Annotated in this window: 18 protein-coding genes; 4 read left to right on the forward strand and 14 right to left on the reverse strand. The window is 44.8% G+C overall.

The features are described 5' to 3' along the window. The first annotated feature begins 130 nt into the window (after positions 1–130). Together smc and IQ276_RS19365 are read left to right on the forward strand one after the other, a co-directional pair. Positions 131–3,772, forward strand: coding sequence for a chromosome segregation protein SMC (smc, locus tag IQ276_RS19360; RefSeq protein ID WP_193915018.1), 3,642 nt, complete (start codon positions 131–133; stop codon positions 3,770–3,772). A gap of 58 nt (positions 3,773–3,830) precedes the next feature. Then, complete coding sequence (locus IQ276_RS19365) at positions 3,831–4,820, forward strand: PRC-barrel domain-containing protein (protein ID WP_193915020.1); 990 nt, start codon at positions 3,831–3,833, stop codon at positions 4,818–4,820. 233 nt (positions 4,821–5,053) lie between these two features. Here IQ276_RS19365 and IQ276_RS19370 read toward each other — a convergent pair whose 3' ends face one another. Then, complete coding sequence (locus tag IQ276_RS19370; protein WP_190877076.1) at positions 5,054–5,614, reverse strand: hypothetical protein; 561 nt, start codon at positions 5,612–5,614, stop codon at positions 5,054–5,056. 366 nt (positions 5,615–5,980) lie between these two features. On the opposite strand from IQ276_RS19370, the gene IQ276_RS19375 reads away from it, so the two are divergent. After that, on the forward strand, positions 5,981–6,358 hold the full coding sequence (locus tag IQ276_RS19375) for a hypothetical protein (RefSeq protein ID WP_193924377.1): 378 nt from the start codon (positions 5,981–5,983) through the stop codon (positions 6,356–6,358). Positions 6,359–6,694: 336 nt separating this feature from the next. Here the strand turns inward: IQ276_RS19375 and IQ276_RS19380 are convergent, their stop codons facing one another. From IQ276_RS19380 to psaK, 11 genes are all read right to left on the reverse strand, one after another. Continuing rightward, positions 6,695–9,367: a DEAD/DEAH box helicase gene (locus IQ276_RS19380; RefSeq protein WP_235115802.1), complete on the reverse strand. Its 2,673-nt coding sequence runs from the start codon at positions 9,365–9,367 to the stop codon at positions 6,695–6,697. 221 nt (positions 9,368–9,588) lie between these two features. After that, positions 9,589–10,407, reverse strand: coding sequence for a pyrroline-5-carboxylate reductase (proC, locus tag IQ276_RS19385; RefSeq protein ID WP_193924497.1), 819 nt, complete (start codon positions 10,405–10,407; stop codon positions 9,589–9,591). Positions 10,408–10,519: 112 nt separating this feature from the next. After that, positions 10,520–11,125 carry a cell division protein SepF gene (locus IQ276_RS19390; RefSeq protein WP_193924499.1) on the reverse strand — a complete coding sequence of 202 codons (606 nt, stop codon included), beginning with the start codon at positions 11,123–11,125 and terminating at the stop codon, positions 10,520–10,522. Positions 11,126–11,486: 361 nt separating this feature from the next. Continuing rightward, complete coding sequence (locus IQ276_RS19395) at positions 11,487–12,155, reverse strand: YggS family pyridoxal phosphate-dependent enzyme (protein WP_193924495.1); 669 nt, start codon at positions 12,153–12,155, stop codon at positions 11,487–11,489. Then, positions 12,152–12,430, reverse strand: a complete 279-nt coding sequence (pipX, locus tag IQ276_RS19400) for a transcriptional coactivator PipX (protein ID WP_073638606.1) — start codon at positions 12,428–12,430, stop codon at positions 12,152–12,154. The genes IQ276_RS19395 and pipX overlap by 4 nt, the downstream gene beginning before the upstream one ends. A 582-nt stretch (positions 12,431–13,012) precedes the next feature. Further along, complete coding sequence (locus IQ276_RS19405; RefSeq protein WP_235115803.1) at positions 13,013–14,590, reverse strand: anthranilate synthase component I; 1,578 nt, start codon at positions 14,588–14,590, stop codon at positions 13,013–13,015. A 36-nt stretch (positions 14,591–14,626) separates the two neighbouring features. Continuing rightward, positions 14,627–15,547, reverse strand: coding sequence for an energy-coupling factor transporter transmembrane component T family protein (locus IQ276_RS19410; protein WP_193924955.1), 921 nt, complete (start codon positions 15,545–15,547; stop codon positions 14,627–14,629). Positions 15,548–15,661: 114 nt separating this feature from the next. Next, positions 15,662–17,023 carry a ribosome biogenesis GTPase Der gene (gene der, locus IQ276_RS19415; RefSeq protein WP_193924960.1) on the reverse strand — a complete coding sequence of 454 codons (1,362 nt, stop codon included), beginning with the start codon at positions 17,021–17,023 and terminating at the stop codon, positions 15,662–15,664. A gap of 331 nt (positions 17,024–17,354) precedes the next feature. Further along, positions 17,355–18,551 (reverse strand): site-2 protease family protein, encoded by a 1,197-nt coding sequence (locus IQ276_RS19420; RefSeq protein WP_193925947.1) that lies wholly within the window; start codon positions 18,549–18,551, stop codon positions 17,355–17,357. Positions 18,552–18,684: 133 nt separating this feature from the next. Then, complete coding sequence (locus IQ276_RS19425) at positions 18,685–18,996, reverse strand: hypothetical protein (protein ID WP_235115804.1); 312 nt, start codon at positions 18,994–18,996, stop codon at positions 18,685–18,687. A gap of 423 nt (positions 18,997–19,419) precedes the next feature. Further along, positions 19,420–19,674 carry a photosystem I reaction center subunit PsaK gene (gene psaK, locus IQ276_RS19430; RefSeq protein WP_190876949.1) on the reverse strand — a complete coding sequence of 85 codons (255 nt, stop codon included), beginning with the start codon at positions 19,672–19,674 and terminating at the stop codon, positions 19,420–19,422. A 121-nt stretch (positions 19,675–19,795) separates the two neighbouring features. Here psaK and IQ276_RS19435 point away from each other — a divergent pair, with 121 nt between their 5' ends. Next, positions 19,796–20,425 (forward strand): phosphoribosylanthranilate isomerase, encoded by a 630-nt coding sequence (locus IQ276_RS19435; RefSeq protein ID WP_235115805.1) that lies wholly within the window; start codon positions 19,796–19,798, stop codon positions 20,423–20,425. Positions 20,426–20,527: 102 nt separating this feature from the next. Here the strand turns inward: IQ276_RS19435 and folE are convergent, their stop codons facing one another. Continuing rightward, entirely contained in the window at positions 20,528–21,235 is a 708-nt protein-coding gene (gene folE / locus IQ276_RS19440; RefSeq protein WP_190876953.1) for a GTP cyclohydrolase I FolE, read from the reverse strand. 260 nt (positions 21,236–21,495) lie between these two features. Next, entirely contained in the window at positions 21,496–22,221 is a 726-nt protein-coding gene (locus IQ276_RS19445) for an SDR family oxidoreductase (protein WP_190876955.1), read from the reverse strand. Between the last annotated feature and the right edge of the window lie 129 nt (positions 22,222–22,350).

Here is a 22,350-nt window from a genome sequence, read left to right on the forward strand (position 1 = left end):
CCCTCCTCTGCGTTCTCTTTTGCCTCGTGTGGTTCGATAATCCTAAATTCTCCCCTCTACCCTCTTGCGGATCTTGAATTAGTTGATACACTTGTTCTTCAATAGCCATTAGCCTAGTTAACCAGCGCCTATGGTGCATATCAAGCGCGTGGAACTTACCAACTTCAAATCCTTCGGCGGTACTACCTCAGTCCCTTTGCTGCCGGGGTGTACTGTCATATCTGGGCCAAATGGTTCGGGTAAATCAAATATTCTCGATGCGCTGCTGTTTTGTTTGGGACTCGCTAGTTCTAAGGGAATGCGAGCCGATCGCTTGCCGGATTTGGTGAATAATACTCAAACGGCTAAGGGACGGGCTGCGATTGAGGCTAGTGTGACGGTGACGTTTGATTTGTCGGATGAGGTGTCACGCAGAGGCGCAGAGGCGCAGAGGGAGGAAGAGGAGGAAGCAGGGGAAGCAGGGGAAGAGGGGGAAGAAAATCTAAAATCCAAAATCCAAAATCTAAAATCGCCAGAGTGGAGTGTCACTAGGAAGTTGCGGGTGACTCATCAGGGGAGTTATACGTCGAATTACTTTATCAATGGTGTAAGTTGTACGCTGACGGAGTTGCATGAGCAATTAAATAATCTGCGGGTTTATCCTGAAGGGTACAACGTGGTGTTGCAGGGGGATGTCACCAGTATTATTTCCATGAATGCGCGGGAGAGGCGGGAAATTATTGATGAGTTGGCTGGGGTGGCGGCGTTCGATCGCAAGATTAATCAAGCGAAGTCTACTTTGGATGAGGTGAAGGAGAAGGAAGATAGCTGTCGGATTATTGAGACGGAATTAACTGCACAACGCGATCGCCTTTCTCAAGATCGTGCTAAGGCTGAGAAGTATCAAAAACTCCGCACGGAATTTCTCGCCAAGCAATCTTGGGAAGCTGTTTTATCATGGCGTTCCCTGCAAGCACACCAAGAAAAGTTGGTTGGTGAAATTCAAAATGGCGATCGCAATTCTACTGAACTCAATACCGAACTCACAACTTTAAATTCGGAAATCGTCCAAAAAACTGCTGAACTTGAAGAACTCAACGCCCATGTCAAGGCTTTGGGAGAAGAGGAACTTTTGGCGGTACAATCTACCCTCGCTACCCAAGAGGCGGAACGCAAACAATTATTGCGTCAACAAACAGAATTACAAACAACTTCCCAAGAAACTGCCAAGCGTCTAGCCCAAACTCAGCAAGAAATTCAACAACACCACCATACCCTCCAACAAATTGCCGAAACCCAACTTGTAGAGACGCGATTCATCGCGTCTTCCCAACACCAAAGAAATGAAGCCCAACAAGCTTTAGAAACCTCCCGCCAAGCCGCCGCCGAAATCGCCTCAGCTTCAGAAGCGTGGGTGCAGCAACAAACGGCGTATAACCGTCAAATTGAAACTTTGCTGCAAACTCTCGAACCCCAACGCACCGAACAAGCACAACTCAGGGAACGCAATAACCAGTTACAGCAACTCATCCAAGAACAAACTCAACTAATTGAACGCGATGAACCCGAATTAGCTGCAAAACAAGCTGAATGTAGTCGAGTTGAAACGGAATTTAATGCTTCTAGCGAACCCATCCAAAATTTAGCTCAAAATCTCTCCGCCACAGAACAAGAATTGCAAATTCAGCAAGAAACCCAAAAACGGTTACTTTTTGAACAACGAGAAAAACAACGCCAGTTAGATAAATTAGAAGCCCAGGCGCAAGCACAACAAGAAGTCCAAGGCACCCAAGCCAGTAAGGTGATTTTACAATCAGGAATGCCCGGTGTTTGCGGCTTAGTTGTCCAATTAGGACGAGTAGAACCCCGGTATCAGCTAGCTTTGGAAATCTCCGCTGGTGGACGCTTAGGACATATTGTGGTGGAAGATGACAGCATTGCCGCAGCGGGTATTGAATTGCTCAAACAAAAACGTGCTGGGAGGGCGACTTTTTTACCGCTAAATAAAATTTCTGCACCGAAATTTACTCAAGATGCAACCCTGCGTTTTGCTAGCGGCTTCGTAAACTATGCTGTAAATTTAGTTGATTGCGATCGCCGTTACAAAGATGTCTTCAGCTACGTCTTCGGTAACACGGTGGTGTTTGCAACTCTGGAACAGGCGCGGAAAAATTTAGGACTCTACCGCATCGTTACCTTAGACGGGGAATTATTGGAAACCAGCGGTGCAATGACTGGTGGAAGCAACACTCAACGTTCGGCGTTGCGTTTTGGTACCGGTGAAGCAGCGGAATCTGATGAAGTTATTGGTTTAAAAAATCGTTTGGTGGACATTGAACGAGTTTTAGAGCGTTGTACAGAAGCGATCGCCACTTTGTCAACCAAAACCAAACAATTGACGCAAGAATTAACAGAAACCCGACAGGCGCGGCGGGAACAGCAGTTGCAATTGGAACAGTTGCACAAAGATATTAAAAATTTAATAACGCAATTAGAGGGGACGCGATCGCAATTAGTCCAAAACACCGAAAAATTAGCCACAGCCCAATCTCGGTTATCAATTTTAGAGCGGGAATTACCGGGACAAGAAACTCAACTGCAACAATTGCGACATGCCTTAGCAGAATTAGAAGCCTCCCAAACTCCGAGTGAATGGCAACAAATCCAGGTAACCATTAAAATTCAAGAGCAACAATTACAACAACGCGAGACAGCCTTAAGAGAAGCCGAACAAAAATTAAAAAATTTAGAAAATCAACAACAACGCCTCCAAGAAAAAACCCAAGAAGCCGAAACCCGAATCACCGAATACGAAACCCAACAAACCTCTTGTAGAGACGCGATTCATCGCGTCTTGAGCCAAATCACAACGTTAGACAACCAAATCACCCAAACCCGCCTCTCCTTGAATCAAATGGAGCAAAAACTGGGTGAACAAAAACAAAAACGCGACACCACAGAACAGCAAGTGCGATCGCAACTTTTGCGCCAACAACAATTAGAATGGGAAATCCAAAAACTCCAAGAAACCCAAGAAAAGCGGCGGGAAGAACTAGTTGCACTGCAAAGCCAGTTGCGTGATGTGGGAGCAGAATTACCGAATCCCCTGCCGGAAGTTCCAGATAAGGTAGACTTAGAAGAATTGCAGAAAGAATTGCGATCGCTCGCCAAACGCTTGCAGGCAATGGAACCTGTCAACATGCTGGCGTTGGAAGAATACGAACGCACCCAAAACCGCCTCCAAGAACTAACGCAAAAATTAGAAACACTAGAAGGGGAACGCACCGAATTACTTTTGCGGATTGAGAACTTTACCACATTGCGGCAACTCGCCTTTAAAGAAGCTTTCGATGCCGTCAATGAAAACTTCCAATCAATCTTCGCCGTCCTTTCCGATGGTGACGGTTACCTACAACTGGAAAATCCCGAAGATCCATTTAGCAGCGGCCTGAATTTAGTTGCCCATCCCAAAGGTAAACCAGTACAGCGCCTAGCTTCCATGTCTGGTGGAGAAAAATCACTTACAGCCTTGAGCTTTATCTTTGCCCTGCAACGCTACCGCCCATCGCCATTTTACGCCTTTGACGAAGTAGATATGTTCTTGGATGGGGCAAACGTAGAGCGATTAGCTAGAATGATTAAACAACAGTCACAACAAGCGCAATTTATAGTTGTTAGTTTGCGTCGTCCGATGATAGAATCAGCCGAACGCACAATTGGTGTTACTCAAGCACGAGGAGCTTACACTCAAGTTTTGGGGATTAAATTACAATCATCCAATACATCTGCTTGAGTTTTTGTTAATAATAGTGTATATACAAACCGGATTCGAGATCAGGACTCGGTATAGAATGACCTCTGAACAAATAATTAGGCGTTCCGACATATTAAATACCCAGGTAATTACCCGCGACAACGGCAAACGGCTAGGCATTGTCAGTCAAGTTTGGGTAGATATCGATCAGCGAGAGGTTGTGGCTCTTGGTTTGCGAGACAGCCTGATCTCTATTTCGGGCATACCGCGCTATATGTACCTCAACACCATCAACCAAATTGGTGATGTCATCTTAGTTGATAACGAAGATGTAATTGAAGATATCGAAGTTGAATCTCTCAGCAACCTAATCAACTGGGAAGTAATCACAGAAACAGGCGAAGTATTAGGCAAAGTTCGGGGCTTCAAATTCAACGGCGAAACAGGTAAACTTGATTCTATAGTTATTGCCTCATTAGGATTGCCCCAAATTCCCGACCAATTTTTGAGTACTTACGAGTTCTCAGTGGATGAAATTGTCAGCACAGGCCCAAATCGGTTGATTGTGTTTGAGGGAGCCGAAGAACGGGTGAACCAGTTGACAGTCGGTTTACTAGAGCGTTTGGGTATCGGCAAAGCACCGTGGGAGCGAGATGAAGAAGCAGAATACGGCTATACTCCACCACGCCAAGTTGCACCAAGCAATCAACTGCCAAGTGGAGTACCATTACAGCCACCCAAGGCTAGAGTCCGCGCCCCCGAACCTGTAGCCAGGGAAGAAGAATGGACAGAAGACTATGTGGAAGAAGTCAGGCCACAACGTCAAGTGATGAAGGCGCGGCAGTATGAGTCTATTCAATATGAAGAAGACGATGAAGAAGATAACTGGAGTGAAGCAACAGGTAGCGACAGATATAAACAACCGCTAAAGCCTGAACCCCAGCCTTATACTAAGCCATACGCTGAAGATTACGATGATTATGACGACTTAGAAAGCGATGCTTGGGAAGATGCGCCAAAGCCAGTGAATATCCCCAAGAAAGTCAAAGAAAGACAGCCAGAATACGAAGAAGAAGGCGGATATTAAGTAATTCGTAATTCGTAATTCGTAATTCGTAATTCGTAATTCGTAATTCGTAATTCGTAATTCACGTGGAAATTACGAAATATTTTAAAATTAATCTAGCCCTCTCCTTGTGAAGTAAGGAGAGGGCTAATTTTTGAGAAAACAGTGGGGTGCGTTAGCGACCCTGTTAATCAATTCTAAATTACTTTCTGTGTGGCAAATTCATATTTTCAGTAGACAACAGCGCCTGATATTTAGGGATTAATTGCAGAATTAGCCATTTTGACTAAAGAAGTGCGATCGCCAGCTTTCAATCCAACAGTATATTGCACACCCTGTTGTCGCCAAGTCAAGGTAGCATCTGAACAATTAGCACCACAACTAAAATCTACAAAATAGCCAGTGATACCCTTAGCTAAAGACACAGGTTTACCAGTCAGACGTGGTGTTTTCCTGGTTACCGCTTCAGCAGAAAGGCCACCCAAACGACAAGCAGTTCCACCACTACAGTCGGGACTAAAACCAAGTAAAATATCGTACCTTTTTTGGCTAACAGCTTCGATAATTGCGTAAATTGGGTTTTCCCCATCCGATTCAGGAATAAACTTCGGCAATAAAATCTTAATTTGAGTTTTTTGCTTTAACTTGGGCAAAATAGACTTAAAAACTGGATGCGACTGGATTCTAGTCTGTCCTTGTGCTATCAATTGAGACTGATTGTTGATAGTAGCTACCGCTGATTTGTGAAAGCTGCTAACACTGACTAATAAAAATACAGCACACACAGCACCAATTTTTCTAAAGTCTAAAATCATCATGACAAACCTATTTAATCTAAAACACTTATTTGTAATACCCATTTTCAGTATCAAATTACGCATTTTCTAGATAAAAAACTGCGAAAACTGGGAATCCTAAAATCCAAAATTAACTAGATAAACATAGCCATTAAATGTAAAATACTAACTAATCAAATCATCAGCTTTTACCTTCCCACTTAAAAGTACTAACCGCTGAGCAAAAATACTATTCCCCACTCCCCACTCCCCACTCCCCATTAGTTGAGACTTAAAAATCTGATAAATTTTTGATTATCTAGATAAAAATAGATAAAAGGTCACTTGACCTCTAACTATTAATCGGATAGCCTTAGCGTTCAGAAACATTTTATTGGGAAACCCATGAACAGAAAACTAATACTTAATTTGCTGTCCACTTCCACAATTTTCGCTTCGCTGATGTCCACCCTGGGAGTCTTGAATCCTGCCCATGCTAGTATTACTCAGCGATTAATGCACACACAAGACGGTCGTACCTGTATAACTAACCCACATGGTGGAAAAGATTTTGTCTGCATTCGAGATTCAGACAGAAAGCAACCGTATACCTCTCAACAACGTTCTGCAACAGTTGTCACATCAGTCTCAGATGAGAATATTGCCATGTTGAACTTTACTGAAGAGGAAAGTGATGCAGCAATTAAATTATTTGCCTGCGACTGTCCATATTGCATAAATTCCTTGCGTCAGTTGCGTGGTACTGGAAACTTGGTGTACTAAGTTTCAAAAGCATTGATGGCGATCGCAATAACTTCTAGTAAACTGTTAAAAACATCTTGATAACTTGCACAGATGTATCAATTTGGGATTTTAGATTTGGGATTTTGGATGAAAAGTCTTAGTTACAAAGCTCTTCGGTGGAATTCCAAACAATATTACTTATCCTAACTTGGTATAAAGTATACAAACCAAGAAAAGCATTTTTAATTACAGCCAGAGGGAAGAAAACGCAAAGATGGGGAGACGCAAAGACGCAAAGATAGAGAGATGAGGTTTTCGGTGTTACTATGTCTTTGCGTCTTCTTATCCTTTTATCCCCGCGTCCCCGCATCCTCTTCACTCAACCACTTCATTCACAGGGAATCTATCAATCAGTTGCATTGCCCGATAAGCATTACGTTGGAAAGAGTCTGGCAAATGGGGAACATGGGGTATCTGCGATAATAAATCCAATGTCCGCCGTAAAATTCTCACCACATCGCCTTCATCCAAAGTGGTGTTGTTGCATAGTTCTATCCACTCCATACCTAGCGCCCATTGTTCCACTAGGGCAATTAACTCAAATTCCAACCATATAGGTAATGCTACGTTATATCGCCGTTGTAGTTGGAACATTTGACGACGAATTCCGCGCAATTTTGCCAAGGCTTCTGCGACTTCATTACTGAGGTCAAAGTTAACCTTACTATCTGGACGGGGAGTTTCTGTCACCAAAGCGGCAGCGGCGGCGGCTAAATGGTGCGGATCTAAGTTGTCCAATTCACCGCTAGCGAATACTAAACCCAGCCACAATTCATTTTCACCCCGGATGGCAGCAGCCATTTGCCCTAGTTGTGTGGGCACTAAGTTATCCAATGCGCCAAAGTGTTGCAGAATTGCGATTAAATTGACAAACTCTTCCCAATGACGTTGTGACTGTTGCTCTACTGTACCTTGCAACTCTTCGAGTTCAGCTTCTAGTTCGACATAGCGGGCCCGGCGTTTGAAAATCGTTGCCACACTGCCTGATAGATGTACGGGATGAGTTTCTACTTGCTCTTGGATGGCGGTAACACGGCTGAGTTGTTCGGCTACTTCTGGCGCCATATATAAAGACTCTACCGGATTGGGAATGCGAGTGGCGATCGCAAATGTTTCTTGACTACCAAGGAGTGACTGTCCCGGTTTTAAGGACATTTCTGCTGGTGGTAGCACTTCAGGTGGTACTTCAACTCGTGGCAATTCAGCATACAAATCCACGACATCCCCTGTACTTGCCACATACCAACGGTTATCGTGTCCCAAGCATACCAAGTAAGGATCATCACCAGAACCAGGCGTTTTTCCCACCAACACTGCGGTTATAGGTGTAGACACTGGAATATTTTTGCCTTTGAGACTCAACAGAGTTCCTGACACTGCAAAGCCCAACATCATCGCCAATTGTTCTTGTCTATCTAGCTGGGCTTGTTCTTGCAGGGTTTTTAATATTTGGCGTTCTACTTTCAAGCGTTGCCGCAATTTCTCATAAACAGCCAGTTCATTTTCATCAACGGCTGCGATTTGCTCGTGTAATTGCGCTAACTCTGCTTGCAGTTCGGCAATTTCATCGTATTCTGGCCTTAAATGTAAGGTCGCCATGTACTGCCCAAAACTGCGTTCTATGAGTTCTCTGGCTTGCTCTAAGGTATGGGTTTGCAGCAAGTTGAGTACCATGCCGTAACTAGGCGTAAACTGGCTGACTAGAGGATCTGGCTTGGATGTGGCCAAATATGCCGCTTCTTTAGATCCTTCAAAGGGAGTTTGCACCGTCACCACATGACCTTGTTTATCCATTCCCCGGCGGCCTGCACGTCCTGCCATTTGTAGGAATTCGGAAGCGTTCAGGAGGCGGTGTCCAGTGTCAGTACGCTTGGAAAGAGTAGAAATTACTGTTGTCCGGGCAGGCATATTAATTCCCGCCGCCAGTGTCTCGGTGGCGAATACGACTTTAATTAGCCCTTGCTGAAATAGTTCTTCTACCAATGCTTTCCATGCAGGTAAAATCCCGGCGTGGTGGGCAGCAATTCCCCGGTACAGGGGGGCAATTTGTCCAGAACGTCCGGCTTCCGGATTACGGTTTAAAAAATCATCAATTTGTTCCCGTAAAATTTGGGACTCTTCATTATTTACCAGCCATAAATCACCCACTTCTGCCACTGCTTTATCACATCCCCGGCGGCTGAAGATAAAGTAAATGGCTGGTAGCATATCCCGTTGCTGTAAGTGGCTCAAGGTATAAATTAAGCCGGGAGCCTCTGGTCTACCAGCTTTCCCGCGATCGCCTTGTTTCCTTTTGCCCCGATTAGCCAGACGGGGGTTAATTTTGGTTTTGCTGTCATTCAACAGCGGAAATAATCCTTTGGGATTGCAAAAGTGAAATTCCAAAGGTACTGGGCGAAAATCGGAGTAAATCAGGTCTGTTGGTCCGTGGACACGATTTAGCCAATCGGTGAGTTGATCGCTATTGGCAACTGTTGCTGAAAGGGCTGCCAGTTGAACTTCACGGGGACAGTAGATGATTGATTCTTCCCAAACTGTACCGCGTTGGCGATCGTTCATGTAGTGGCACTCGTCCAGCACCACTGCGTCAACGTCTACTAATGAAATGCCGACTTGCCCAATGGGTGTACCATAGAGCATATTTCGGAAAATTTCTGTGGTCATCACCAAAATTGGTGCATCCCTGTTAATGGAAGCATCTCCAGTTAACAGTCCCACCAAATCAAACCCGAATTTTTCTCGAAAGTCACGTAATTTTTGATTCGACAGCGCCTTCAGGGGAGTAGTGTAAAACACACGTTTCCCTCGTGACAAGGCACGATAAATGGCGTATTCCCCTACTAATGTTTTGCCCGAACCTGTAGGCGCACATACAACTACGGAACGTCCAGCGTTGAGGGATGCGATCGCATCCTTCTGGAACTGATCCAGTTCAAAGGGAAATATCGACCTCAGGTCAAGTTCAGGAGACGGCGCGGGATAATTCACTCAATCACATTTGCAACCAGATTGTTTACTATACTAACGAGTCTTTTGTCAACTTCGTTAGGAATTGGGGATTGGGGACTGGGGATTGGGGACTGGGGATTGGGGATTGGGGACTGGGGATTGGGGATTGGGAATTGGGAATTGGGAATTAGGAATTGGGAATTGGTTATTTTTCCCTTATCTCCCTCAGTCCCTAGTCCCCAGTCCCCAGTCCCCAGTCCCTATTTTCCCAGCTCTTGCGATCGCTCTGTGGCAGCTTTTACTGCTTCAATTAAAGCTGAGCGAAATCCTGCCTTTTCTAGCTTGGCAATCCCAGCGATTGTTGTACCACCAGGACTGGTAACGCGATCTTTGAGTTCTGCTGGGTGCATTTTGGTTTCTTGCAACAGTTTCGCTGTTCCCAGTACTGTTTGCAAGGCTAGTTGATTGGCAATGACTCTGGGTAAACCTGCGGCTACTCCGCCATCAGCAAGTGCTTCTACCAACAGCGCCACGTAAGCCGGGCCGCTACCAGATAGCCCTGTAACTGCGTCCATCAGGACTTCTGAAACTTCTACGACTTCCCCCACAGCAGAAAAAACTTGATGTGCTATTTGGTAATGCTTCTGGTTGGTGTATGCACCCAAACAAATGGCGGTAACTCCTGCTCCCACTGTTGCTGGGGTGTTGGGCATGGCTCTGATTACTGGCAATTGGATAAACGCAGCTTCCAACTGACTTAAAGATACACCCGCCAAGATTGAAATAATCAACGGTGGGTGTTCTATATTCAGAATATCAATATGTGCTAATTCTTGAGCGATAGTACTAAACACCTGCGGTTTCACTGCCAAAAACACAACTTCTTTTGCTTGGCTGAAAACTTCGCTACTGTCTATCGTTACAGCAACTTTATACTGCTGTTTTAAAAATTCCTGGCGTGAGGGTAGGGGTTCACTAACTATGACTTCTGAGGATTGATAAATTCCCCGTGCGATAAGGCGGGATAATAGCGATTCTCCCATTACCCCACCACCAATTAAGCCAAATTTAATAGTCATTGATCGTTAGTCGTTGGTCATTAGTCATTTGTCATTGGTCATTAGTCATTGGTCATTGTTTATTGTTAACTAACAAAGGACAAAAGACGAAGGACAAAAGACTAATTTAACTTTATTGTGCCATCCGATTCGGTTCGTTGCCCCAATTTTGATTTGTAGATGTAGAACCTGTGGGACGAGAAGGACGGGCTGGAGGTTGCGGTACTTCATGAAGAACCCCACCTTGGGTGCTAACTTGTACACAGCTTGGCGTAAACAAAAAGATGCTCTCACCGATGCGCTCTTGATGTCCATCGAGGGCGTAAGTACCACCTGCGACAAAATCTACTGCTCGCTGAGCTTGATCTGGGTCCATGATTGTCAGATTTAATACCACTGACTTGCGTTCTCGCAGCGCTTGAATTGCCTGGGGCATTTCTTCAAAGGTGCGTGGTTCGAGTACTAAAACTTCCGAAATTCCGTTAATTGCTCCTGGCATACCAATCACATTCCCCATTGGCTTTGACCCTGCTGCTATCTCTTCTCCCATTGTAGGCACTGGTTCCCGCCAACGTCGATTTTGAGTTGCTGGGGTTTCTTGTGGTGCTGGCTGGGGATTTTCTTGTTGATACAGATTTTGGTAATTATTGTCTGTATCTGGTTCTTCTTCGTAATATTCGTATTCCACTTGCTCATTTAGACCTACAAAGTCCCTGAGTTTGGAAAAGATGTTGTTCATTGTGTACTCTCCTGGTGCGAATAGCCTGTATTGACTTGGCTTAGGATTAATTGAGCCATATGCGATCGCTACATGGGTGGATACTTCAGCAAATATATTGCTATTTGTAGCCTGTACTACGGGCTTTGGCGATGAACCGACACTTTTAGCAAGGTCTGTGCATCGCCTAAACATAATAATGAGTCAAGATTATATCCTAAGGTTTGTCCGAAGGAAAGTTCTTTTTACCCGAATTTTACTTGGCGATTGCTCTTGTCAATACTATATCCTTTGTTTCCAATTGCACCAGTCTGTTACAAAATTGTTGTCATCAAATCCTGATCTCTAATTAATACTTGACCACAAGCTTGATACTAGTATGCTAAAGGCGATCGCCAAACAAGATGGTTCCTAATCGTACCATCGTTGCACCTGCTTGCACTGCCAGTTCGTAGTCGCCTGACATACCCATAGATAGGTGCTGCATTTTAATGTGCGACCAGTTTTGCTCTTGGATTTCTTTTGCCAGTTCACGACATCGATTAAACACACTCAGAATTTCCGGATCATCCAATCCTGAAGGTGGAATTGTCATCAAACCTTGAATTTGTAAAGTTTTGCATTGATTGAGGGCGGGTAAATCAGCCAAAAGTTCTGCCACACTCCAACCCGACTTGTTAGGATCGGGCAGAATTTTCACTTGCAAACAAATCTGGGGACTCACTCCTAGCTCTTGCGCCAATTGATCTAGGCGCACTGCCAGTTTTAAATTATCCACGGAGTGAATCCACTGGAATTGTTCAATGGCTTTTTTGGCTTTATTGCTTTGCAAATGCCCAATAAAGTGCCAAGTAATATCCGATAAGTCTTGCAACTGGGCTTGTTTAACGGCGGCTTCTTGGATACGACTCTCCCCAAAATCACGAATTCCTGCGACATAGGCAGATCGAATCGCCTCAGCAGAAACTTGTTTGCTTACGGCAATCAATCTGACTGAAGTTGGCAGTGAGGACTGAATGGTAACAATACGTTCGTAAATCGAAGTGTTCATTGGAAGGTGCGTTGGAAAACACTCTGAAGCTGATCGTACTCCTGAGATTGCCCACTGCGACGCAGAGTACGCAAGCGATTTTCCAACATCATTCTAGCTTCGGTGCGTCCTATGGGCTGGAACTTAACACCTTTAATGTCATTTGCCACCAAAAAAAACAAACGCTGGGCATAAAGTGTCGTGAATAGATCCTGGTTCTCATCAACCATACAGATCTTGTAAAGTAAACCCCAAGTTGGATGATTTATGTAAGTTTCTGCGTTTTCAGGATTCATTTAATAGTCAAGGTGGGGGATATGTATATGCTTTCGCAATTCATTCCAAACATTCAGACGATAATACCAACATTCGCCAGAATATTTTCTTAAAATGCGAAACTGTGGTTGTGAAGACCTTGATCTAGTTTTTAAGAGAGCAGATTCAGCTAGTGGTAGTGAAGTGGTAGTGAAGCGGAACTTGTTGAAAGCTTGGCGCGGCAAGGGAAAACACCCGATAAACTTCCCAACGGCAACGGCCAACTTTCTAACTTCTTTCCATACTGCCACAACTGTCGCCAAATGGAGCAAAATAAGTCCTGTGAATGGGGAGTGGGGAGTGGGAGTGGGGAGATGGGGGAGATGAGGGGGATGAGGGAGTGTTAAGCTAATAATCATTCAAATTGCATCAGAGCGTCTTCCCTTCTTTGCGTAAGAGCGTCTTTCTGAGGCTAAGGATTATGCAACTTAAAGGCGGATTAGCTTAAAACTAGAAGTTTAAAGCTCAGATATTCAAACGACTGATCTTAATACTGCCTCATCCCCCTCATCTCCCTCATCCCCCTCATCTCCTCACTCCCTACTCCCCACTCCCCACTCCCTTCATTGATTATTCAAGATTTTCAGCGCTGCTAGCTGTGCCTGAGCTTTGTGCAGAGATTCATACCATTCTCTCTCAGGATCGCTGTCTGCGACAATTCCCGCGCCAACTTGTCCCCAGACGATGTTGAGTGGGGCGTGGGGGGATGAGGGAGATGAGGAGGATGAGAAAGTAATTTCTCTCCCCGCTCCCCCTGCTCCCTCATCTCCCCCTGCTCCCTCATCTCCCCCACCTTCATTCTCAGGGGCCAATAGCAGGGTGCGGATTAATATATTTAAGTCTAAATTACCGCGCCAATCTAAATAGCCGCAGGAACCGTAGAATAAGCTGCGTCGCACAGGTTCTAGTTCTTCGATAATTTCCATGCAACGGATTTTGGGACAACCTGTAATTGTGCCACCTGGGAAGGTGGCGCGAATCAAATCAATGGTGGTAGATTCGCCTTTTAAAGTACCTTTGATGTTGCTGACAAGATGCATCACATGGCTATATCGTTCAATTGTCAGCAATTCGTCTACAACAACACTTCCCCATTCACAAACTCGGCCTAAATCATTGCGTTCCAAATCCACGAGCATGATGTGTTCTGCACGTTCTTTGGTGTTGCTAAGTAAATCTTGTGCCAGTTGCATATCTTGTTGTGGGGTTGCGCCACGCGATCGCGTCCCGGCGATCGGCCTGGTTTCGGCTTGTCGATTTTGCAACAATACCAAGCGTTCCGGCGAACAACTCATCACTTCTCCCCAAGGCGTTTGCCAATAGCTGGCAAAGGGAGAAGGATTGATTTTTTGCAAGGTTTGGTAAATTTCCCAACCAGAAGCTGCTGTAGACGCTTGAAATCGCAATGAAAGATTTGTCTGAAAAATGTCTCCAGCTTGAATATATTTTTTCGCCTGGTTGACAGCTGTTTCATAATCTGACTGCGATGTCAAAAAAAGAGGAGGAGAAGAAGATGCGGGGACACGGGGACACGGGGACGCGGAGAATTCATTCAGAACCTCTCCCTGTATGTCCCTATTTGCATCTTCGTTTACTAATTTTTTCTCTAATTCATTGAGTCCACTAGAATCGCTGGCCGCTAACCAAAGAATTTGTTCGGCGTGATCTAAAACGGCAAAACAATCTGGTTCGTACCAAAAAGCTACGGGAAATGGCAGGGGATCAATTTTAGTAGCGGGTAGCTCTTCAATTTCCCATGCGACATCATAGCCCAGCCAACCCAGCCAACCACCGCTGAAGGGGAGGTGAGGTGGGGGAGATGAGGGAGCAGGGGGTAGGGGGGCAGGGGGAGAAATTACTTCCTCATCTCCCTCATCCTTTTGCTGCAACAATTTTTCTAGGAAGGAAAAAACCTGTCCTACTCCTGGTGTCCACATTTGTGCGATGCCATCGACTAGTCGGGGAGCGCCTGCACAGATAGAATATCGACTGAGTTGGGGATGCTCGATTGGCGTTGGGTAGGGACTTTCCAGTAAGGTAGCAATTCCCTTTGCGGTGGTGGGGCGAAACAAGGCAGCAAAAATTTCGGAACCTGTGCGCTTTTCTAAGGGTAGCGATCGCCAATACCAAGCCTTGGTCATACTATTTAGAAACTTTCAATTTTCAAGGGTGGCAATTTAGACTTTAGTTCCTACAGCTAGCCGTATTCCCCAGAATAAGACTAAAGTTGCAATAGCAAACCAGTCAAGGGCTTTTAATCGTAAGTCGTGCCACTGCACCCGATGTTCGTTGGGACTGGTAAAACCCCTTACCATCATTGCATTCGCCATTTGTTCAGCTCTCAAGAGCAGATTGTCTAACAATCTCTCTGCCACTGTCATCCAAACCTTAAATGCTCCTTTTAATCCCAGCTTTTTCCAATTAATTGCCCTTGTCATTACAGAGCGAAATAAGTTTTGTACTTCTTCTAAAACTAAGGGAATAAAGCGCAAAGATAAAGTTAAAGTTAAAGTAATTTCTGTAACAGGCAATTTCAGACGCCGCAAGGGTTGCATTAAGCTTTCTATGCCAGATGTAATTTCTTCTGGTGCGGTTGTCAATAGATACAGGTTGGTGCTGTAAATCACAGTAAATATAATCGTACTCAGACTGATTCCCAAATCCAAGGAGCGGCGAGTTACTCTGACTAGGCCTTTCTCAAATAGCACGTAGCTGTATTTTTGGCGGACGCTTGCTTGTTGTTCAACAACATTATTCGAGTTTGCTGGCTGGGTTAATATTTGTTCGTTTGCTGGTAGGCGTGGCTGATAGTCTACACCCATTGCATCGGGACTCATGGCTGCGATCGCCAGAACAAAAAACGATAGCATTAATAGCCAACCCATTTGCTGGCGCCATACTCGTAGGGGAATCCTGGCAAATAAGGTAGCAAAAATCAATATTACCACCAGCAGCACACGCCAAAAGTTGTTAGCTAATATATAGCTGGTTAAAAAACTCATCAACCAGGCAAACTTGACTCGCGGATCGATTTTATGCAACCAAGTTTGTGGTTGTTCTAAATAAAGTCCAAGTGGTAGCGATCGCAGTAAATCCATTTTAGAGTTAGGAGTTAGGAATTAGGAGTTAGGAGTTTTGAATTTAACTCAGGGTTCTATAGTTAGCAATTTTGGCTTTAACTCATAACTCCTAACTCATAACTCCTAACTTGATTAAACGCGTGTTGCTCGATTAAGATTACCACTTTCAACATCACGAACTTTTTTACTCCGCCAAAGTAAACGAATGGGAGTACCTTTAAATCCTAGCTGTTGCCGGAATTGTCGCTCAATGTAGCGGCGGTAGTTGTCGTTGAAGCGTTTGGCATCGTTGACAAATAAGGCGATGGTTGGTGGTTGGCTACTTACTTGTGTACCATAATAAATCTTGCCTTGACGCCCACTACGAGATGCTGGCGGTGAATGCCAGCTCACAGCATCTGTTAATACTTCGTTAATCACTGATGTGCTAACACGACGTTTGTGTGATTCCGCCGCTGTTTTCACTAAATCGAGAATCTTTTCTACTCTTTGTCCGGATACGGCACTCACAAAGATTGTTTCTGCCCATTCGGTAAAATGTAACCGCGCTTGCAGACTTTTTTCGTAGTCGTAGATTGTGTAAGAATCTTTCTCCACAGCATCCCACTTATTAACCACGATGATGCAAGCTCGACCTTCATCGACAATCCGCCCGGCTAATTTTTGGTCTTGCTCTGTGACTCCATCTAAGGCATCAAGTATTAATAAAACCACGTCAGCGCGACGAATCGCTTTGAAAGCCCGGTTAATACTAAAGAATTCTGTGCCGTATTCTATCTGTTTCTTTTTGCGAATGCCGGCGGTGTCAATCAAGCGATAAGTTTGTCCGTCACGTTCAACAACGGTATCAATTGCATCGCGGGTTGTACCAGAAATCGGGCTGACAATTGCCCTTTCTTCGCCGACGAAAGAATTGAGCAAACTGGATTTGCCCACATTTGGGCGTCCCACAATTGCAACTTTGATTTCGTTAGTTTCTGGGATTTCTCCCGCAACGGGGATGTGATTAATTAATTCGTCGAGTAAATCTCCTGTGCCACTTCCATGAATTGCGGAGACGGGATAAGGTTCGCCCAATCCCAATTCCCAAAATTCAGCAGCTTGGATTAGGCCTTGATCTGGGGATTCACATTTATTGACAGCTAGTAGCACGGGTACGGGTTGTTGACGCAACCAACTAGCAATTTCTTGGTCTGCCGTTGTCGGGCCTGTTTGACCATCGACTACAAAAATTGCAGCACTCGCTTCTCTTAGGGCTGTCATTGCCTGTTGGCGAATCAGTGGTAGAAATTCAGTATCGTCGTTAAAAACTAAGCCACCAGTGTCTACCACTAAAAATTCGCGATCGCTCCAGTAAGCATCCATGTAAGTGCGATCGCGTGTCACTCCTGGTTCATCATGGACAATCGCCGTTTGTTCCCCGGCGAGACGATTAACCAGGGTAGATTTGCCCACATTTGGGCGTCCGATAATAGCAACAATTGGCAGTCCCATAAAACCAGGGTAAGTGAGAGACGTAGTATATCACATACTTACCATTATATGAGGGAGTGGGGAGAGCAGGGGAGGCAGGGGAGGGAGGGGAGGCAGGAGAGGCAGGGGAGGCAGGGGAGGCAGGGGGAGAATAACTTATAACTCTTAACGGGCTAAACGCCCCGCTACCGCTAACAGCACTCGTAATGCCCCATTCCCTTTTTCAAGGCAATAAAAAAGGTAGGAAACCCTACCTCGAACCCAAAAAAAGCATTTTGTAACCAAATACCAAATTCAATATCACACAGGCTTTTGACGAATCTATTGCAAAACTATGACGAAGGTGTGACACTTAATTTTCAGTGGATTTTGCGATTAACCCAAGCTGCAATCCTGGCGGATAGCTACCTTCTTCTTTGATACGCTTGATTTCGGCATCGGTTATCCGCAAGTTTAATTTTTGCGCCAACGCCCGCACAATATCTCCCCGGTCGATTACACCAGCTACGGCACCAGCAGGAGAAAGTACGGTAATCCAAGATAACTGTTGATTTTCTAGTTTGTTAATTACCTCAGCTATAGGCGTGGATTCAGCAACATTAGGTATTTCTGTCAAGGGACGCGCGATGTTGTATACAGTTTGGCTTTCCCATTGACTCCTTTCAATTAAACGCAAGTCGTCAATGGAAACTAAACCCCGGTAACGTCCATCAGAAGCAGCAAAATAAACTTGTGAGGGGGCGGTTTCCAAGAGGTATAAATCGGCAAAGGAACGCAATGTCTGGTCAGCATCAACTACCCGATAGTCGCGCGTCATGGCATCGGCCGCTACCACCTTTAACAAGCTTTCTTGCAATGTGGTCACGTTGTCATAGCTGTTGGCGTTGCGGACGGCAAACCAACCCAAGAGTGCAACCCACAAACCAAGTACTAACTCCCTAGTCAAGAAATCTATGACAAATCCCAAAGCGATCGCACTATAACCCAAAATTTGCCCTGCTGTTGCAGCCCAGTGTACGGCTTGGAAACGATTACCTGTGATCTGCCACAGTGCTGCTTTTAACACTTGTCCTCCATCAAGAGGTAAACCAGGAATCATGTTAAATAGCGCCACTACCAAGTTAATTCTTGCCAAATCCCTGACCATCATACTGACTGGACTAGTATCAGGTAAAACACTGGCTACCAAACGCAACAAGAAAAACAGTATGATGCTAACCAAGGGACCGGCGATCGCTACTTGAAACGCTTGCACCGGAGTTTTAGATTCTTCTTCTATGGCAGCGATGCCGCCAAACAAAAACAGGGTAATAGAGTTAACTTTAATCCCTTGCGATCGGGCTACTAAGCTATGACCCAACTCATGTAACAACACCGAACCAAATAGCAGCAGTGCCATAACTATTCCTGCACTCCAAGCTATAACATTCCCCCATTCTTGGTAAGCTACCCCAAAATTTAGAGTTGCCAACCCTAAAATCACAAACCACAGAGGGTCTAAAAATAGAGGAATTCCAAATAAGGACCCAATTTTCCAATTTGTTTGCATTACATTGTCCTAAAACTAGATATTTCTAATAGCTCCTACACCGTAATTTTTCCTAAATCTTGGTAAATATATATTCTAAGGATCACTGAATTGATGCTCAGTTCTCAAATGCTCTAATTTCTAGAATAGACAATTAATGCCTGTGAGCAAAATTGTGGAGTGGGGGGGTGAGGAAGTGGAGGGATGGGGAGATGGGGGGATGAGGGAGTTTTAAAACTGAAAGTTTCAAGCTCAGAGGTTCAACGACCAAGCTCAGAGGTTCAACCACCAAGCTCAGAGGTTGAGCGACCAAGCTCAGAGGTTCAACAGCGAAGCTCAGAGGTTCAACGGCGAAGCTCAGAGGTTCAACAGCGAAGCTCAGAGGTTCAACAGCGAAGCTCAGAGGTTCAACGGCGAAGCTCAGAGGTTGAGCGACGAAGCTCAGAGGTTCAACGACGAAGCTCATAGGTTCAAACTAGTAATCTTAAATACTCCCTCATCCCCCTCATCTAGCCACTCCGCTCATCTTCACTGGTTAGATGGAAAAAATAAAATTTAAATAATGGCGATATTAGTCAATTTACATTCTGTGGGAGTTTTGGGTACGGTAACTTAGACTACCAGTAGAATTAATGAGATCATGGTTCTTTCTCCTGCATGAGTTAACTCAATGAGTCCGAAAGAGAGGATTAATCCCGTCCCTCAAGCCATGTAAATCCTCCGCTGATGAAGTAGTTGAGTCCTCTCTCAAAGGAAAGGTTAAGCTTCCTTGCTCAGTTAGAGCAACGACACGGAGGCTAACTAGCTGATGCTCACTCGTTTTTCTTGCTGGAGAAAGAACCAGAATTGCTAATGCAACGTTACAAGCAAGGCTTGCCTAATTCCAAACCTACAGACGACCGATGTTAGTCAGTCCTAAAACAATGCCAATGCCAATAACATGACCAAAAGCCATCGCACCAACGAATGTTGGAATGCTTACAGGTAATATAGGGAACTTGGGGCCAACTAAGGGTTTTTCAATCCTAGTACTTAGCAAAAGAACTACTAGGCTACTAACACTGATGATTATTCCTACTGTGGGAGTCCACACGGGTGTTGGAGGAACAGATGCCGCTGCTGCGAGTAAAGTAGATGAAATCAAGCTTTTGTCTCCTAAATGGAAAAGTTAATGTAGACCTACAAGATTATAAAGTTAGCAGGCGCAAAAGTTTTTGAGATAGTTTAGACTTTTCTGGTGATTATTTTAAATTTGTGAAATTTTCATGCGCGTTAAGATTTGCGGTATCACTCAACCAGAGCAGTCTATGGCGATCGCCTCTCTTGGCGCAACGGCACTAGGATTTATTTGTGTGCCCACCTCACCTCGCTACGTTACGACTTTGCAAATTCAAGCAGCAGTCGCACAATTACCAGAAAACATTGACAAAATTGGCGTTTTTGCTAACGCTAGCATTGCCGAAATCAAGCAGATAGTTATTAACTCTGGGTTAACCGGCGTGCAGTTACACGGAGATGAATCACCAGATTTTTGCTACCAATTACGTCAATCTTTACCCAAGATTGAAATCCTTAAAGCATTTAGAATTCGTAGTCTTGAGCATCTTGAGATTACATATGGTTATGTAAAACACGTGGATACTTTACTACTGGATGCTTACCATCCCCAACAACTGGGTGGTACAGGCAAAACCTTAGATTGGACGATGCTACAGCAATTTAATCCCAATTGCCCTTGGTTTTTAGCTGGGGGACTAACACCAGATAATATTGTCCAAGCTTTGAGTCAGGTAAACCCTAGCGGCATTGATTTATCTAGTGGTGTGGAAAGCGCACCTGGAGATAAGGATTTAGAGAAGGTAGCACTCTTGTTTGAGCGACTGGGGAGGCTTTAAAGGCAGAGGGGCAGGGGGAAGGGGGCAGGGGGAAAATGAAAAATTCCTCTTTCCCCTCTGCTCCCTGCTCCCTGCCCCCTGCTTCTTGTGATGCCCCATTCCCTACATAAACGTTGCTTGATGGCGAATCAAGTTAAAGAGTTCTTCGCGGGTTTTGTGTTCTTCTTGAAACACACCGACCATTGCGCTAGTAACAGTCCAAGAACCTGGTTTCTGGACTCCCCGCATCACCATGCACATATGGCTAGCTTCCATGACAACAGCGACGCCTTGAGGTTCGAGAATGGTCTGAATTGCTTCGGCAATTTGGCGGGTTAGTCTCTCCTGTACTTGCAAGCGGCGGGAATACATCTCGACAATCCGGGCTAGCTTACTCAGTCCCACAACTTTTTGATTGGGAATATAAGCAACGTGCGCTCTACCCATAAATGGCAACATGTGATGTTCGCACAAGCTAAAGAAAGTAATGTCTCGGACTAGTACCATCTCGTTATGCCCTTCGTCAAAGATGGCATCGTTAACAAGTTCTTCGAGGGATTGGTTATAGCCACTTGTCAAAAACCGCATTGCCTCGGCTACTCGTTTGGGTGTTTTGAGGAGTCCTTCGCGTTCCGGGTCTTCCCCAACGCCCAATATTATTGTCCGCACGGCGTCCTTCATTTCCTCCATTTGTTCCTCTGTTGGCGGGAACACATTCGGTTGTCGCCCATTGTGGGTATTGCGATCGGGTCTTGGAGTTATGGCTTCTGCTAAATCGGAAATTAAAGGCGATTGAGAGTAATTGGAACCGTTGGAACTAGCGATAGTCATGATTCAGTCTTGGTTAGGTTTGAATTTAGTTATGAGTTAAGAGTTAGGGGTTAAGAATTAAGAGTTAGGAGTTAGAAGTTTAAAATTTGGCCTTAGCCAATTGCAGTATGAATCTGAGTGTTAAGACCCTATATATTACGTCCTAACAAGGGTTTTGATATCGAACAAAATCGTTTTCATACTTTGATTGGGCAACGGCAAAGTTTTTAACTTCTAACTCCTAACTCTTAACTCATAACTATCAACTCCTAACTTTGCAATTAGAGTGCGCCTGCACTGGGCATTATGGTCAATTCATCAATAACTGCCTGTTGTGGTAATAGAACTGTGTGGAGAATTGACTGGGCTACAGTTTCTGGGGTTAACATTTTGGAACGGTCTAAATTGGCATTGACTGTTTCTGTGTCCCAAATTTCGGTATTGACTGCGCCAGGACAAATGGTTGTGACACGAATGCCGTGGGCGCGTTCTTCTTGTGCCAGGGTTTGAGAGAGGGCTAACAAACCAGCTTTGCTGACGCTGTATGCTCCCCAGTAGGGAAATGCTTGCTTGGCGGCAATGGAGGCGACGTTGATAATTGTGCCTCTGCCCCGATCGCGCATTAATGGCAATATTCCCGTAATACACTGAAATACGCTGGTAAGATTCAGGTCTATTACTTGCTGCCAACCTGAGAGAGGAGTTTCACTCAAGCTAGCTGTATATCCTATACCAGCATTGTTTACCAAAATATCTATATCACCAAAGTCAAGGGCGATCGCTTGGATCTTTTCTTTTACTTGGGAGATTTGCCCTAAATCTAAAGGGTAAGCTTTCGCTTCCACCCCAGTATGCTCTAGGGCTTCTTTTACCGCCTCCAATTTGTCCAAAGAACGGCTGACTAAGGCAACATCTATTCCCGCCTTTGCAAAGGCTAAAGCTGTTGCTTTCCCAATTCCACTACTTGCCCCTGTAATCAGGGCGCGTCGTTTTTGCTGTGCACTCATGGTGTCTCCCAATTTTTTGGCAGTTCCCAAACCCTATTACCACCCAATTATTCTCATCTTTGAGTTTCGATAGATTAAAGGAATCTAAAAATCTGATGATTTTCATTGAGCAACTGCTATTATGCAGTG

The sequence above is a fragment of the Desmonostoc muscorum LEGE 12446 genome (genome assembly GCF_015207005.2).
Taxonomy (GTDB): Bacteria; Cyanobacteriota; Cyanobacteriia; order Cyanobacteriales; family Nostocaceae; genus Nostoc; species Nostoc muscorum.